Source organism: Pantoea sp. SGAir0418 (assembly GCF_043529865.1).
In genome coordinates this window covers 671,288-686,508 of the sequence record NZ_CP027911.1, presented here as the reverse complement: position 1 = coordinate 686,508, position 15,221 = coordinate 671,288, and the positions used below count along the sequence as shown (strand labels likewise).

Genomic DNA, 15,221 nt, shown 5'->3' with positions numbered 1-15,221 from the left:
TACGATGCTGTGTGCGATATCAGGTGATTGAGGCTGTGCTTTAAAACGCGATGCGTTGTTTCATATTTGCTATTTAGTTTGTCGGTGGCTTTGAAATGATTGCAATTTTGTAGCGGCACCATTTATTGCGCGATGAATCGCGCCGCTACAATATGTGCGCGGTGCTGTGTCAGTACACCGGTTCGAGACGATTAGCCGGGATGTAGCGATAACTGATTTATTCAATATAAACAATGAAAGCAGACATATATAATTCTGAAAACTTCATTCAGTATACTGAAGAAATCAGTGCATCCGCTTATAAATTAAAATAGTTACGGCACCTAAAAATAATAGCAGCGCACTGATTAAGTTTAGGTTATGCACTATGAGCAACCATTTTATCTTTTCAGATGGGAGATTCTGCACAAAATTATATGTTTCCGCACCAACCCGCTCATTTTTCTTATGATACATGGTCACACCTTTATAAAGCCGTGCAAAATATGAGACCTTATTATGATGAAATAATGATGGAAAATGATTAGCAACCTGCGTGGTAATATCTATCTGCAGGTTAATACGCTGAAACTCACTCATTATAAAATCAAATTTCCGCTGATTACTCTTGAACAGGAAAAATGCCCATACTTGCAAAATGCAACCCGAGCCTATCAAAGCAGCTGATATTGATAGTAATAGGTCCACAGTAGTTTCCATAATCATGACTGTCCCAGCTTCAGGAGCTATGTCCATCACAGATGCTGCGAATGATTAACTATAATAGTGCCTCCAGATTATAAACCCCACGCCTCCCCCAATCATGAAAAAGGCAGTAACCAGGTTTAAAGTGTGCAGACGCAGCAACCAGTTTATTTTTTCTTTAGGCAGGGACTGAATGAACTCATAGGTTTCCTTGTTTACCCTTTCATTCCTTTTATGATAGAGCATGACACCTTTATAAAGATAAGCAAAATAAGCTATTTTAAGTGGATGAAAGGATGCGCTAAAGTAAGAGGAAATGTTCGTCGTGATGTCTAGCTGAAGATTTCTCTGTCGAAATTCAGACAAAATAACTTCGAATTTCTTGATATTTATTCTAAAAATCACATAACCAGAAATTTGTAAAACGATCGATAAAAGAAAATAAAATACAGATAGAGAAATTAAAAAATCTGAAAGATTCATAAAGCATGATTCATTATTTATTCCGTTGATCACTATACAAACGTCAGAAATTTTTTTGCGGTATTATATTATTAAAGTTCGCGAAAAAAATATTTAGCTTATTAAATAAAGCCAATAATCAAACCGATACCCACGCCTGAAAACAACAGAAAAAAACTGATAAGATTTAAATTATGAAGCCTCAGCATCCATGATATATTTTCTTTAGGCTGTGACTGCATGAAATTGTATGCATTCTTACTTACAGGCTTTCCTTTCGCTAACTTCATCGCCCTCCCATTATAAAGATCAATAAAATAGACTATCTTGTTGGCATTAAATAGAGGCCCCAAAAAAGAATAGATATTCGTTACTATATCCAGGTCGAGATTACGGCGTCTAAACTCACTGATCAACTCAACGTATTTACGTTCATTCTTTTTAAAGATGTAGTATGAAAAAACCTGCATAATTAACGCAAAGAAAATCAATAGGAAAGCTAAATAAAGAAAAAAATCAGCTCCATTCATAGGATTTTCTCCATAACCTTTTTTACTATTTTTTCAGTGCCTTTAGACGCAATTAACCCGCCAGCAACGGAGCTTACCACATTACACGTTAAAAAACCTACCGGCCCTGTAGCAACACCAAACGCCAGACAAGCACCTCGCATAGCGATACTTGCACCCATAGCACCGTATAATCCGGCAAATGTGCTACCAACAAAAGCAGAGTATTCGGTAACTGCAACTTGCAAACACTCGTTTTTACGGTTAACTGTACATGCATCATACACGGTGTTTGAGGTATTCAAAGCGCTGAAACCTACCGCTATCCAACCGCCTGTCTTGATAATCCTTGCGGCTTTTGCAGCACCGTCTACATATGTTGAGTAACCACGAATAGCACCAACCCCCGCAGTTTGCCAATCATGTACAATCGAAGAACTCGAAAGGTTGAGGGCACTTTTAAGCTTATCGTAGGGTCTTAAATTAATAATCAATCTTGAAAATCTATTTAATAAACTATCAAGCTCTGAAAACAACCGCCTTCTTTCCGCATAAAACTGCTCACTGATAAGCGAACCCGAAGTTATATATTGATTTTGATAAGCGACTTCTATAGCGGTTAACTTTTTGCTAATTTCATTGAAATACTTTTCGCCTGCATCACTAATTAAACCAGACGCTGTATCCATGAAATTTGTAATTGCTGCGATGGATTTATAATGTTGATGAAAAAAACTCGCCTCATCAACGGATAGATGTGCCAGACTATTGTTGGTTGTCGCTTTTGCCGTTGCCAGGGCACTCATTGCCGCAGGATGATTGTTTCCTTCCGGATCAGCAACGATCAGGATTTGTCCCGGTTTAGCCCATGCGACATCAGCATTTAACTGCAAAAAGTAATTTGCCGCCGGCATGTTGCGCGTACCGTACAGCCACATCGCTTGCTCGGTGAGGCTTCCAGGGCGTTGCACTACACAAAATCCCGGTTCGATGGAAGTTTTACCTGTCATCACAATCTCCTTTTGCAGTTAAATATTTATTTAGTTAAAAGACAATCTTATTAACATCTCTTCTGTAAGTTGTATCCCGATCAATTATATTTTCAGATAACTTTCCTGAAATCTTTATAGCGGCCCCACAGGGCCGCTTAATAAAGCAATTACGCTTCTTTATTTTCTTTGATGTTCCAGCCAGCGCTGCTTTCAGCGCCTTTACCACCTGAAGAGCTCTGCTCCCAGTATTGCTGCTTCACTTTGGCAGCCTGGAACGCGTAAGTCACGCTCAGGGTATCGCCATTAGCAGCACCGGTATAATCAACTTTTGACACCAGCACATCTTCCAGTGTGATACGTGCGTATTCAATCTGTGTGCCGCCTGCTTTGCATACGGACAGCTCTACTTTGCTGATATGCTTACCGCTGGCGCAATTTTTCAGGATTGCAGTGGTGGATTTGTCAATCAGTGCATTTACGCTCAGGTCAGCAAAATTTACTTTACCTGCACCACCGCCGCCGCCAACAGACATATTACCCGGCTGGTTAGCACCCCAGTTGAAAGAGGTAATATCAGTCCAGCCGGTGTGGTTAGAGTCTTTAGACTCGCCGGTCACACCATCAACTTTTAAAAACATATCAATAGCCATAATTATCTTCTCTTGCTTGATTTACGTTCTGCTTTGATAAAGCATCGTTATGGCAAACAGGAAAGCATGGGGCTGAATAAAACAGTCCATATTTTACCTCTGCCTCGTTTTCTGAATATCGCTACATGGTTTATTCAGAGAGTGTTTTTATTGTCCCACTGGATGGAGCAATAAAAAATAGTGAATCTTTTAGTTCCTCAATATTAATATCGAAACGTGGAGCCGGCTCGCAAATAAGCGTTTTGCGTCTGCACGGTAACTGCAAAGCTTTGTGAGCATTCTGGCCGCCATACATGACGGCCTGATGCAGTTAATCAATTCTCATTCGATTTGAGTGAAGGCAGTTTCGATACCAGACGCAGTGACACCGTCAGGCCTTCCAGCTGGTAGTGCGGACGGAGGAAGAATTTCGCGGCGTAGTAGCCCGGGTTATCTTCCTGCTCTTCCACGCTCACCTCGGCGGCAGCCAGCGGCTTACGCGATTTGGTTTCCTGTGACGAGTTCGCCGGGTCGCCGTCGACGTAGCTCATCACCCAATCGTTCAGCCAGCGCTCCATTTCATCACGCTCGCGGAATGAACCGATCTTGTCGCGCACGATGCACTTGAGGTAGTGCGCGAAGCGGCAGCAGGCAAACAGATACGGCAGGCGTGCAGCCAGACGTGCGTTGGCGGTCGCATCGGCATCATGGTATTCCGCAGGCTTTTGCAGCGACTGCGCACCAATAAAGGCAGCAAAGTCGGAGTTTTTGCGGTGCACCAGTGGCATGAAGCCGTTTTTCGCCAGCTCGGCTTCACGACGATCGCTGATGGCAATCTCCGTCGGGCATTTCATGTCTACGCCGCCGTCATCACTCGGGAAGGTGTGGCACGGCAGGTTTTCAACCGCACCGCCAGACTCGACGCCGCGGATCGCGGTGCACCAGCCGTACTCTTTGAACGAGCGGTTGATGTTGGCTGCCATGGCGTAGGCGGCGTTGCTCCAGGTGTAGCCGTTGTGATTTGAGCCATCGGTCTGCTCTTCAAAATCAAAGCTATCCACCGGATTGGTGCGAATGCCATACGGCAGGCGCGCCAGGAAGCGCGGCATGACCAGGCCGAGATAACGGGCATCTTCCGATTCACGCAGACTGCGCCAGGCGGCATATTCGGTGTTCTGGAAGATTTTGGTCAGATCGCGCGGGTTCGCCAGCTCCTGCCATGACTCCATCTGCATGACGGTCGGCGCGGTACCGGTGATGAACGGGCAGTGTGCCGCCGCGCTGATACGCGCCATTTCGCCCAGCAGCTCCACGTCCTGCGGGCTGTGATCGAAATAGTAATCGCCCACCAGGCAGCCAAACGGTTCACCACCGAACTGACCGTACTCCTGCTCATAAATCTTCTTAAACAGCGGACTCTGATCCCAGCCAGCGCCTTTAAAACGCTTCAGGCTGCGTCCCAGCTCCTGCTTGGAGATGCTCATGAAACGGATTTTCAGCATCTCGTCGGTTTCGGTGTTATTCACCAGGTAGCTCAGACCGCGCCACGCGCTCTCCAGCTGCTGAAACTCTTCATGATGAATAATCTGGTTGATCTGCTGTGACAGCTTGTCGTCAATCTCAGCGATCAGCGCCTGGATGGTGCGATAGGTATCATTCGAGATGGTGACGGTGTTTTCCAGCGCCTGCTGCGCCAGCGTCTTCACGGCACTTTCGACGGCTGCACGCGCCTGATCGCTGGTTGGACGAAATTCTTTGTTCAGCAGGGCGCTGAGTTCATTCTCGCTGTAGTGCGAGGCGCCCTGTTGCTGCTGATGCGAAGACTGGGTCATGATTACTCCTCCTTACCTTCAGCGTTTGCATCCTGCTTCGGCAGGTGGGTCAGCGCTTTCAACAGCGTTGGATCCTGCAGAATCTTACCGATCAGCTCTTCCGCACCGTTTTTGCCGTCCATGTAGGTCAGCAGATTCGAAAGCTGGGTACGCGCTTCCAGCAGGTTGCTCAGCGGTTCGACTTTACGGGCAATCGCATCCGGTGAGAAATCGTCCATGCTCTCAAAGGTCAGTTCGACGTTAAGTTTGCCTTCGCCGTTGAGCGTGTTATCCACCTGAAACGCCGCGCGCGGCTTCAGCGCTTTCATGCGCTCATCGAAGTTATCGATATCAATTTCCAGGAATTTACGCTCATCAAGGCTCGCCTGCGGCTCGAGTGGTTTACCGACCAGGTCCGCCATGACGCCCATCACAAACGGCAGCTGAATTTTGCGTTCCGCGCCATAAATTTCCACGTCGTATTCAATCTGAACGCGAGGCGCGCGATTGCGGGCAATGAACTTCTGCCCACTGGATTTCGTTGGTGCCATGGTTTTCTCCATTAAGGGTGCGCGGGTAAAGTTTCGCAGGAGGCGCGCAGGTCTCGCTGCGTTGAGTTGTTACGCTCGCTTAGTCGCGGCGTCCAAAGATATTTTCCAGCTGATGCACGCCGTCTGGCGCCAGATCGCGGATGATGTCCATAAAATCGAGCTCAATCAGCCGCTGTACGCGGTCGATCATCAGCGGTGCCGGATGGCTGGGTTCGTGCTGAGCAAAGTAGTGCTTCACCTTCTCCAGCATCAGCTGCGCATCGGCGCGCGAACTGAGCTGCACGCTGCGCCAGTCAGCCGTGCGAACCGCTGCTGCGGGCGCGGCGACGCTCGGTTCCGGCGGCGGCTCTGTTACCACGGCCGGCTGCAGCGTGCTGAGGTCAGTGGCCTGACAGCGTTCGGCGATCATAGCGATCTGCCTGCGCAGCTGCGACAGCTCCGGCACCGCCGCTTCACCCAGCTGTTCGGTCAGGGTTTCGGTAATAGTTTGCAAACGCTCACTTATCTGTAGCACCGCTTCAATACCGGGCTGCTCGCCGCGCGCCAGCTCATCGGTCAGGCGCGGCAGACCGCCAGGATAGTCCGCGACTTCGGTCTTGCTGCCGTCGCACAGCGCTGCGGCATCGCGGAGCGTGATGCCATCCGAGGCGTAGCGCAGCAGCCAGCTCTGGCGTACCGCGCTGCTCAGCGCTGATTTATCGCCCAGCAGCGCCACCGCGTTGATGCGGTAAAACGGATCCTGTTCGCCGTACTCTTCCAGTCGCGGCCACAGCGGCTCCCAGTACAGCAGCAGCGCCTGCTCAATCAGCTTCAGCCCCTGCGCATAGCCCGGCAGCCCTTTCAGCTCGGTCCAGGCGTGAGTAAGCGCTAACATCACTCGCAGGTCTTTGCTGCGGCTGAGCAAGTCAATCGCCAGCTTTTCGACTTTATTCCAGTCCGCAGATTCAGCCGGGATAATGGTCTCGCCAAACTGCTGTTCGGCTTTACCGGTACTGGCCTGCTCCATCGCCTGGTAATCCGCGTGATACTCCAGGTTGTCGCCGCAGGGGTTATCACTGCTGACCGGCGCCAGCAGCGCGTCAATATTCATCGTCATAGCGGTTGGCCTCAGGATTCAAACATCGGAGGATAAAGTCCGTTTCGTCCGGGTTTTGCCCCGCCGGCCGGGTCGAACAGCAGTGAGAACAGCTGTGCGGTGAAGTTGCCGCTGTGCACCTGGGTGTAAAGCGGGAAGCCGTCGCTCTGGTTTGTCCACCAGAAGCTGGTGTAAAACTGCGGGTCGAAGCTGTCACCCGGCAGTTTCCAGTTGAGCGTCGACGGCTCGCCGTCGCCAATCACCTGTAAAATGTCCGATTGTTCGCCGTCAGTTTGCGGCTGCTGGGGCTGCGGAATGCTCAGCAGCGCCTGGTCGAGCTGCTCTGGCGTACCGCCGTTTTGCACCACGCGCAGCAGCATATTGCCGACCTGCTGATACCACTCGCCCGAGCGGGCCAGCAGCGCCGGTGACCACTCGGCAGGCGTAAAATGGCGCAGCGCGCACAGCGGATAGTTGCGGCCGACGCTGTCGCGGGCGGCAATCAGGCAGCCCATTTGAATCAGCTGACTGCCGAGCATCGGCGGCACGACAAAATTCCACACCGGCGCTTTGAGAAAGGCGCGCGACGGGGCGTTTTTACTCTCTTCACTGGTTTGCCAGTGATGCAGTCCGACCTGAAACCAGTTCGACCACTGCCGGTACAGCACATCGGGGAAGCGTCGCTTCACAAAGTCACCCGAGCTGGGCAATTTGCCGTACCAGCCGGGTGCTGCGTAATGAGTCATTATCAGGTCCTGTTTCAGGGGCAGCTAAAGCCGGGAAGCTGGAACGGGTTACGAATACTGCCAGGGGTGAACGACAACGTGACCTGATGGCCATCGACGTTAAAACTGGCCTCGCGGGTCAGGCCACCGACCGCGGTCAAACGAGCGCGATCAAAGAAGCGGTTCAGCGCCCACGGACCGCTGGTCACCAGCGTTGAGGTGGTGCCGTTGGTCAGGCCAAGCTGCATCCGCACCTGGCTGGTGCCGCCCGGTCCGGGCCAGCTCACCATCTGCACCGCCTGCGGGCCGTGGCTGTAACGCAGAATCTGGCCATCGACGTCGAGCGTCAGGTTGAGAATGTCGTTATCCATCTTCACCGTACGCAGCGTGACGCGGAACGACGGCGTGGTCGCCCCGTTAGCAAAGAAGGCATCACGAATCGACTGCGCCTGCTGGAACGGACGCAGCAGCGCCTCACCGCCCGGTAGCGTTTTGCCGTCGATACCTGGCGTGAAACGCCACGCCGTATTGGTGGTATCCACTTTGCTGGCCAGATTGTCGCGGAAGAAGCTGTCCATCAGCCCGCTGCCCGGCGCGAACATGCGCGCCAGATCGTCCGGCGTCACTTCGCTGCGCGCATTGCGCACCAGCGGATAACGGCCGGCAATCGCCTGGCGGCAGAAGCTGCCCACTTCCATGGTGATGCGCTTGCGCACGTTATCCATATCGCGGCGCTGTGCATCGCTGCTGGCGCCCACGGCCATGCTGGAAACCATATTCTGCAGCGAACCCGGTAAGCGACCGGCGCTGGCCTGCAGACGACTGATGGCATCGCCGGAAGGCGGCGGCATGCCACTATTGGCGGCGTCCTGCACCGCCGTCAGATAGCGGTAGAGATCGTCGATCTGATGCAGAAAATCATCCACCGCCAGCACTTTACTGCCCTGCTGCAGCGGCTGTGCCAGCTCCAGCACAGGCGCAAAGTGCACCGCCACCGCCTGCTCCGGTGCCTGCTGGGCTGCGCCCTGGCCCAGCGCCGCGCTGGCTTTGGAGGAACTGAACAGCGCTTCTAAAGTGCGCGTGGCGCTGTTGCCCGTCGCCGGCTGTGCCTGGGTACTTTGCTCATCCGGCTGTGCGCGGTTCAGCGTCAGCAGCTTACTAAGGTTAACCACCAGCTGGCGCAGTGGCGAGTGGTTGCCCGACAGAAGACGTGCGGTGTTGATGCGCTGCGACAAATCCGCGCTGCTGTTGAGCTGAATATCGCTGAGGAACTGCTCCCACTGGCGGATGTAATCCTGCACGTAGAGCTGGCGTACCGCGAGATCGGTCTGCTGACTGTTCTCCGGCGACGCAACGCCGCCCAGCACCCAGACATCATCCTGGAATAGCGCCTGCGTGACCGGTGCGATTTGTTTATCGACGTGCTGCCAGTAACCGTCTGGCGTGAACAGGCCGGCCACGCCGTCATTGACCGATTTGCCGCTTTTGCGTGAAAACACCAGCTCACTCTGCGGCCCGCCCAGCGCCGCGAGGGTGACCGGTTGCAGGCTGCCGTCACGCTGCAGCAGGCGCTTCAGACGTCCGTAGACGCGCTGCGACAGCGGCATTTGATTAATCAGCGCCTGCTCGCGCTTTACCAGCGCGTCATCCTTCGCGTACGGCGAGGACTGAATCTGTGTCTCCAGCAGCTGCTGCAGATGCCACGCCAGCTGTTTCACTTCCTGCTGCGTCACGTTTTGCGGCAGTTCGCGGCTAATATTCAGCATCAGCCAGGCATGCAGGAATTTGCCGTCATAATGTTTTGGCTGATACAGCATCTGGTAAGCTTTCAGCGCTTCGTAGCTGTAATCCGCATCGCTGCCGTTGTCGTTGCGCAGCCAGCGGGTGATGTTTTGCGCCACCTGCGGCAGCAGCAGCTGTTTCAGCGCTTTGTCATACAGGGTGCGCGTGGCGTCGCTGACTTCGGTACCGCGATACAGCCCCATGCGGCGCGTCAGCGGGGGATCTTCCAGCGAGAAGTCGGCGCTTTTCGGCAGCTGCAGCAGCGTGTTGAGATACGGCACCAGCGCAAACAGATCGCCATTGCCCTGGCGTTCCAGCTGTTGTCCCAGCTGTTCCACCTGCGGCGTTTTACCCGCCATCTCCTGCAAATAGGCTTTGTTTTTACTGTAGCTGGTGAGCCACAGCGCTCCGGCAATCAGTACCAGCACCAGCAGCGCCAGATAGCCGGACCACAATCCGGCGCGATTGCGCAGCTCCCACCAGCGGTTACTGCCCGCCAGGCCCGACTCCTGGAAGATGACATTTTCCAGCACGCCTTTCAGGAAGAAGCTCTGGCCTTTGTTCGGTGGGATCGGTGACTCTTTGTCGACCTGGTCCCAGCTGCCGGACTCGCCGCTGCGCTGTCCCGGCAGATGCAGGGCGCGGCTCAGCTCGCCCATCACGCGGTCAAACGGCAGCCCTTCCTGAGTACCGCTGGCGAAATAGATACCGCGCGGCGCGAACTGGGTTTCGAAATCAGAGCGGGCAAACAGCGTATCCAGCGCCTCCGCCAGCAGCGGGCGCAGCGCGGCGAACTCCTGCGGGAACAGATAGCTCTCCGCCCGTGCCTGCGCATCGCTTTCCGCCAGCAGCGTATCGGCCATACCGGCATCCAGACGCTGCTGCAGCAGTGAATACTCCTGCTGAAACTGGCTGTTGAGCTCAAACTCTGCGGTCGATGCCTGCGCCCACGGGAAGGTAAAGCCCCAGATTTGCTCGCGCTGGGTTTTATCCAGCGAAGCGAAGTAGCTGCGGAAACCTTTGAGCAGGTCGGTTTTGGTGACCAGCACATAAACCGGGAAGCGAATGCCAAGGCGATCGTGCAGCTCCATCAGCCGCTGACGCAGTGCGATCGCCTGATTGCGCTGCGCTTCCGGCGATTGCGTCAGTAAATCGGAGACGCTGAGCGTGACAATCACGCCATTGACGGGCTGACGGCCGCGATATTTGCGCAGCAGGTCGAGAAAGTGATGCCACTCGCTGGCGTCGCGCTCCTGCTGACTTTCCTGGGTGGTATAGCGGCCAGCGGTATCCAGCAGCACCGCTTCGTTGGTGAACCACCAGTCACAGTTGCGCGTGCCGCCGATGCCGCGCAGCGCCGCTTTGCCGAACTTGTCCGCCAGCGGGAACTGCAGCCCGGAGTTGACCAACGCGGTGGTTTTACCGGCACCCGGTGCGCCAATGATCATGTACCACGGCAGCTGGTAGAGGTATTGATGGCTGAAGCGCTGCGCCCAGAAAGGCGCGCCCTTGCTGCTGGCGCGCTGAAAGTGCGCTTTTTTCAGCATGTCGGTGGCTTCGGAGAAACGGCTCGCCAGCACCTGTTCTTCATTGGTCAGGCGTTTGCGGTCCTGCTCCGGCGCATCGCTTTTGCTGGTTTCGAGGCTCGACATCAGTTTGCGGTTGAGCCAGAAGTTATACAGGCGCGGAATCGCCTGGCTCAGCCCCCACACCAGATAGAGCAGCGCAATACTGATAATACGGTTCTGCTCTGGCTCCAGCGGCCGCGAGTCGACAATGGAAAACACCGGGCCAATCACCCAGATGATAAAGGAGAGCGCGGTAATGCCGACAAAACCCCAGGCGAGGCGGCTGGTCAGCACCGCAAAAAGCATATTCAGCATGGATTAGTTCCCTCTCGCCAGGCCGTTGAGTTCCGCTTGCGTCGCATCCGGCGCGACCAGCAGAGTAATTTCTACGCGACGGTTGCGGGCGCGATTCTCCGCGCTGGTGTTCGGCACCAGCGGATGGCTTTCGCCACGCCCTTCGGCTTTAACCCGCGACGGTTGTGCCAGCTGCTGCTGCAGCAGGGTTTGCACCGACTGCGCGCGCGCCAGCGAGAGTTCATAGTTGGAGGCGAAGCGGGCACTGCGAATCGGCACGTTGTCGCTGTAGCCAATCACCAGAATCTTCCCGCTGACGTTATTCATCGCGGCGGCAATGCGCTGAATCACCGCATCGTAGCGACCACGCACTTCGGTGGATGCCGAGGCGAACAGGCCATCGCCCTTCAGGGTGACCACGCTCTGGTCGGCTTCATCGCGCACCGCCACCAGGCCGGCATCAATTTCCGGCTTGAGGAACGCTTTCAGGTTCAGCGTGGCGGGCGGCGGCGGTGCCGGATTGCTGATTTTGACTTCCGGCAGCGCGGTCTGATAGATGCTGGCCAGCACCGGCGAGGTGTAGTCGCCGAGACGCCAGTTCAGAACGATGTAGAACAGGCAGGCAGCAAAGCCGGCCACCGCCGCACAGGCCCACAGTGGAATCATCGGCCGCCACAGCTTGCGCAGCACCGGCTGATCGGTGGGATGCGGTGACAGCGCCGCCGGGTAACTGCCGCGCACGCTTTTGATCATCTGCAGCAGACGCTGTTTGATGGTTTCCAGCTGCGAACGCCCGTTATCCAGCACGCGGTAGCGCCCTTCAAAGCCGAGCAGCAGGCAGAAATAGATCAGCTCCAGCAGCAGGATGTGCTGACGCGGATTTTGCGACAGCTTGGCCAGCAGCTGAAAGAACTTCTCACCGCCCCAGGTTTCATTGTGAAACGTCACCAGCAGGCCGTTGCTGGTCCACACGCCGCGGCTGCCCCACGGCGTCAGCGCCGCCGCTTCATCCAGCGCGGTGCACAGGCAGTAGCGCGCGCCGACGATCACTTCATAACTCAGCCCCGACTGCTGGCAGCTAAGCTCAAAGCGACGGATCTGATCGATCAGCTGCTGGCGCAGCCGCGCCGGATCGTCGTGCGAGACGGAGTGGCGAATCTGCGGGATCGCGTTAATCAGCGGATTCGCCGCGGCGACCAGCACATTCTGATGGCTGACATCCTGCTGTGTGACGTCACTGTTCGGTTTCTGTTGTTCCTGCATCATGCGGCGTGCTCAGTTTTGATTATTCTGACTGACTACGAATGGCCCAGAACTCCATGTTCAGGCCCGGAAACTCACCGGCCAGATGCAACGCAAAGGCACCTGAGCGCTCCATCTCCTGCCACAGCTCGCTGTTCTTATCGAGCTCGAAATAGCTGTAGCCGGCATGCCACGGGATTTGCGGCGGCGCGCCCGGCATGGCTTTCAGCGCCAGTCCCGGCAGCTGCAGCTGCACCAGATCGCGGATTTTGGTGACGGGCGCGACTTTCATCTGCGCCGGGAAGTGGGTTTTCAGCGCCTCGGCCGGCACGCTGGCTTTGACCGCCAGCACAAAGCCGAACTCGCGCACCATGCTGCTTTCCGGCACCGTGGCCACGTTGAGGCCGTGCGAGCGCTGCGTCAGCGGCAGCTGGATGGCGCTCTCTTCCATCACCTGCGACAGTCCCTGGCGCAGCAGCAGCGTTAAGCGGGTAAAGCAGCTGTACAGATCGTCATGGTCATACAGCGGCAGCGCGTCCGGGGTGCGCGCCGGCATCCAGCTGCTCAATTCAGCGGCCAGCTGCAGCCAGTGACTGTAGAGCGTTTCCGGGTGCAGCAGCGGCAGATGCTGTAAGTGCGCGTGCAGGCCAAGCTGACGGTTGAGTAAGGTCAGCAGCATAAAATCGACCATGTCGGCACTGTTAAAACGGCCGGTACCCGGCGTGCGCTGGCTCAGCTGCTGGCTGCGCTGCTGAATCAGGCCGTGCAGGTCATTGAGCATGCTCTGCAGCGGCCGGCTGGCGTTGAGCGTCAGCATCGGCGGAATGTAATCGGTGTCGAGGCGCACGTGGTTATCGCTGCGTTTTTCAATCACCTGCGCCACGCCCATCGCCGTCCACTCCGCGGTGAGATCCTGTTCCAGCATCAGGCGCAGGCGCAGTTTTCCGAACTGAACGGTGGCAGCGCCGACCGCCTGAGCGTTGTCATCTTCGACTTCGGCTTCCCACGCCAGATAGCGCGCCAGTGAATCCTGCGTCTCCTGAAACGCCACCGCTTCGCGCCCGTTGCGCCGGGCCGGGATCGCCAGCACCACTTTGCTGCGATCGACATTCGCCGGCAGATCCAGCGGGGCCGGACCGTGCTGTGGCTGGCTGAAAGAGAAAAAGGTGCCGTCAGGCAGACATCCGCTGGCGGCACTCAGCGCCAGTTTTCCCTGGCGCAGCAGCGCTTCATCAAATTCGAGATCAAAAAAACCCCAGGTGTAGGCGCGCTGCGACTGCCCCCACTCGCGCAGGGTGCTGTGTAGAAAATTTTCCGACTGCTGGAAATGGTGAGGGCGCAGGAACATCCCCTCGGTCCAGACAACCTTTTCGGCTCGGTTCATAGGCATCCTTACTGCTTAACCACGCGCAGGCCGTTGATATCCGCCACGACGCGGGCATTCAACTCACCATCGTTATTTTTCCAGAACTGCCAGAATGCGCTGTCGTCGCCATCCGGGAAGGGCAGCGCGAGGCGCCAGACTTTACCGTCCAGCGCCTGATACTCGGCCATGATGCCGATGAAGCGCGCTTCCGGCAGGCTTTTCGCGCTGAGGGTTTTACTCAGCTGACCTGACATCAGGAAGAACTGCTGATTGTTGAGCAGCGTGCTGCCCAACGCGGTGGCGGGCTGGTTCTGCAGGGAGTAGAAATCAGCGGACATGAATTCCGCATCGGAGGTCAGCAACATCACCCGGACTTTGAGCGGCGCACCCGCGTTGATCTGCGGATGCGCCTGAAAGTCGAGATTGTAGCGTGCAACCGGCGCCGGACTGTTGCTGCTGCAGGCGGCCAGCAGGCAAGCCAGCAGCAGTAATCCGGCGCGGCGGAGAGAAATCATCGTCATCATTCAGCCCTCCCTGCTTACCGTGTTAGTTGATGATCCAGGTGCCGCTGTTGCTGTTCTGGCACGCTTTGCTGTCGCCATCCACCGCGACGCAGGTCTTTTTCTTGCTGCTGGCGCGGGCGCGACGCTTCGGCTGGTCCGCTTTGATGGTCTGCTCATACAGCGCGCTTTTCACCACCGCGCGGAACGGGACATAACCGATCAGCTGTACCGCAGGCTGAGCCGCCGGCTGCTGCGCTTTTTTATCATCGGCCGGTGCAGTCTCAGGCTGCGCTTCGTCTGCGGCCTGCGCCGACTCGCCAAGTGCCAGCCAGTTGTTTTCAACCTGGCCAATCACGGTGTAGGTTTCACCGCTTTTCAGCGTATCCACCACTTTGCCGCCGAAGCTGGGGCGGGTCATGATCGAAGCCGGATAGAGCGCGCGATAAGCCTCGTTCACCGGGCTGAACTGTGCCGGCGGCTGGACGGCATAACGGTGCGACAGCGTGACGCCGTCAACGGTGCTGCTGACAATAGTGTCGTCTGTCATCTTTGGCGGTGCTTTACAGCCAGCCACTGCGAAAACAAACATCAGGCCCAACGCCATACGGAGATTCACCATTTTCTTCATGTTTAGTTCCATTAACGCCTAAAAAGTGGCCAGAGGCCGGTTAAGAGCAAAATGAACCGTGCGCACGGCGGGAGCCGGCGTCGATTCAGTACCAGTTAAAAAGTTGACCCTTTAATGAGTGTGGCTAACGCATCGCGCCAGCGAGGCAAAAATTGATCAGTCTGAATTAAGTATTAAAAATGCAACATTAGTGACAGGGATGATGTCGGAAGAATTCTGATCGTTTCACAAACGATCAGCAACATGATCAATTTTTGCTAAGCGAAGGGGTCGGCCACAGCCAAACCTCGGTTTCTCTTATGCCATCCCTGGGTTAAAAACTATCACGTTCAATGAATCTGGTTAATCGGTAACGATTAAGAGGATAACAGCAACAACTTACGGCATTCGCTGACAGTAT

Annotated in this window: 13 protein-coding genes; all 13 read right to left on the bottom strand. The window is 55.2% G+C overall.

What is annotated here, in order from left to right:
* Positions 1 to 285: 285 nt before the first annotated feature.
* The 13 genes from C1N84_RS03170 to C1N84_RS03110 all read right to left on the bottom strand — a co-directional run bounded on the left by C1N84_RS03170 (position 286) and on the right by C1N84_RS03110 (position 14,833).
* Positions 286 to 735, bottom strand: a complete 450-nt coding sequence (locus C1N84_RS03170; RefSeq protein ID WP_264441991.1) for a hypothetical protein — start codon at positions 733 to 735, stop codon at positions 286 to 288.
* Between the two features lie 533 nt (positions 736 to 1,268).
* Entirely contained in the window at positions 1,269 to 1,676 is a 408-nt protein-coding gene (locus C1N84_RS03165) for a hypothetical protein (protein ID WP_264441990.1), read from the bottom strand.
* A complete protein-coding gene (locus C1N84_RS03160) occupies positions 1,673 to 2,665 on the bottom strand; it encodes a hypothetical protein (RefSeq protein ID WP_264441989.1) in 993 nt (330 codons plus the stop codon). The genes C1N84_RS03165 and C1N84_RS03160 overlap by 4 nt, the downstream gene beginning before the upstream one ends.
* A 149-nt stretch (positions 2,666 to 2,814) precedes the next feature.
* Positions 2,815 to 3,297 (bottom strand): Hcp family type VI secretion system effector, encoded by a 483-nt coding sequence (locus C1N84_RS03155; protein ID WP_021313206.1) that lies wholly within the window; start codon positions 3,295 to 3,297, stop codon positions 2,815 to 2,817.
* A gap of 314 nt (positions 3,298 to 3,611) precedes the next feature.
* On the bottom strand, positions 3,612 to 5,108 hold the full coding sequence (tssC, locus tag C1N84_RS03150; protein WP_021506787.1) for a type VI secretion system contractile sheath large subunit: 1,497 nt from the start codon (positions 5,106 to 5,108) through the stop codon (positions 3,612 to 3,614).
* 2 nt (positions 5,109 to 5,110) lie between these two features.
* Positions 5,111 to 5,638, bottom strand: a complete 528-nt coding sequence (gene tssB, locus C1N84_RS03145) for a type VI secretion system contractile sheath small subunit (protein WP_150361261.1) — start codon at positions 5,636 to 5,638, stop codon at positions 5,111 to 5,113.
* Positions 5,639 to 5,717: 79 nt separating this feature from the next.
* Positions 5,718 to 6,728: a type VI secretion system protein TssA gene (gene tssA, locus C1N84_RS03140; protein WP_058780967.1), complete on the bottom strand. Its 1,011-nt coding sequence runs from the start codon at positions 6,726 to 6,728 to the stop codon at positions 5,718 to 5,720.
* Positions 6,729 to 6,745: 17 nt separating this feature from the next.
* Positions 6,746 to 7,459: a type VI secretion system-associated protein TagF gene (tagF, locus tag C1N84_RS03135; RefSeq protein ID WP_021506784.1), complete on the bottom strand. Its 714-nt coding sequence runs from the start codon at positions 7,457 to 7,459 to the stop codon at positions 6,746 to 6,748.
* Between the two features lie 14 nt (positions 7,460 to 7,473).
* Entirely contained in the window at positions 7,474 to 11,103 is a 3,630-nt protein-coding gene (gene tssM / locus C1N84_RS03130) for a type VI secretion system membrane subunit TssM (RefSeq protein ID WP_264441988.1), read from the bottom strand.
* 3 nt (positions 11,104 to 11,106) lie between these two features.
* Positions 11,107 to 12,348 (bottom strand): DotU family type VI secretion system protein, encoded by a 1,242-nt coding sequence (locus tag C1N84_RS03125; protein ID WP_021506782.1) that lies wholly within the window; start codon positions 12,346 to 12,348, stop codon positions 11,107 to 11,109.
* 19 nt (positions 12,349 to 12,367) lie between these two features.
* The gene (tssK, locus tag C1N84_RS03120; protein WP_058771443.1) at positions 12,368 to 13,708 is read right to left on the bottom strand and encodes a type VI secretion system baseplate subunit TssK; all 1,341 of its coding nucleotides are present in this window, start codon (positions 13,706 to 13,708) and stop codon (positions 12,368 to 12,370) included.
* A gap of 8 nt (positions 13,709 to 13,716) precedes the next feature.
* The gene (gene tssJ / locus C1N84_RS03115; protein WP_021506780.1) at positions 13,717 to 14,214 is read right to left on the bottom strand and encodes a type VI secretion system lipoprotein TssJ; all 498 of its coding nucleotides are present in this window, start codon (positions 14,212 to 14,214) and stop codon (positions 13,717 to 13,719) included.
* Between the two features lie 22 nt (positions 14,215 to 14,236).
* Entirely contained in the window at positions 14,237 to 14,833 is a 597-nt protein-coding gene (locus C1N84_RS03110; protein ID WP_031279568.1) for an SH3 domain-containing protein, read from the bottom strand.
* Positions 14,834 to 15,221 lie beyond the last annotated feature (388 nt).

Excerpts from the sequence above, each read along its gene's own strand:
- tssM (WP_264441988.1), bottom strand. The coding sequence starts at position 11,103 with ATGCTGAATATGCTTTTTGCGGTGCTGACCAGCCGCCTCGCCTGGGGT.
- tssB (WP_150361261.1), bottom strand. The coding sequence starts at position 5,638 with ATGGCACCAACGAAATCCAGTGGGCAGAAGTTCATTGCCCGCAATCGC.
- C1N84_RS03110 (WP_031279568.1), bottom strand. The coding sequence starts at position 14,833 with ATGGAACTAAACATGAAGAAAATGGTGAATCTCCGTATGGCGTTGGGC.
- C1N84_RS03160 (WP_264441989.1), bottom strand. The coding sequence starts at position 2,665 with ATGACAGGTAAAACTTCCATCGAACCGGGATTTTGTGTAGTGCAACGC.
- tssJ (WP_021506780.1), bottom strand. The coding sequence starts at position 14,214 with ATGATGACGATGATTTCTCTCCGCCGCGCCGGATTACTGCTGCTGGCT.
- tssA (WP_058780967.1), bottom strand. The coding sequence starts at position 6,728 with ATGAATATTGACGCGCTGCTGGCGCCGGTCAGCAGTGATAACCCCTGC.
- C1N84_RS03125 (WP_021506782.1), bottom strand. The coding sequence starts at position 12,348 with ATGATGCAGGAACAACAGAAACCGAACAGTGACGTCACACAGCAGGAT.
- tagF (WP_021506784.1), bottom strand. The coding sequence starts at position 7,459 with ATGACTCATTACGCAGCACCCGGCTGGTACGGCAAATTGCCCAGCTCG.
- C1N84_RS03155 (WP_021313206.1), bottom strand. The coding sequence starts at position 3,297 with ATGGCTATTGATATGTTTTTAAAAGTTGATGGTGTGACCGGCGAGTCT.
- tssC (WP_021506787.1), bottom strand. The coding sequence starts at position 5,108 with ATGACCCAGTCTTCGCATCAGCAGCAACAGGGCGCCTCGCACTACAGC.
- C1N84_RS03170 (WP_264441991.1), bottom strand. The coding sequence starts at position 735 with ATGGACATAGCTCCTGAAGCTGGGACAGTCATGATTATGGAAACTACT.
- C1N84_RS03165 (WP_264441990.1), bottom strand. The coding sequence starts at position 1,676 with ATGAATGGAGCTGATTTTTTTCTTTATTTAGCTTTCCTATTGATTTTC.
- tssK (WP_058771443.1), bottom strand. The coding sequence starts at position 13,708 with ATGAACCGAGCCGAAAAGGTTGTCTGGACCGAGGGGATGTTCCTGCGC.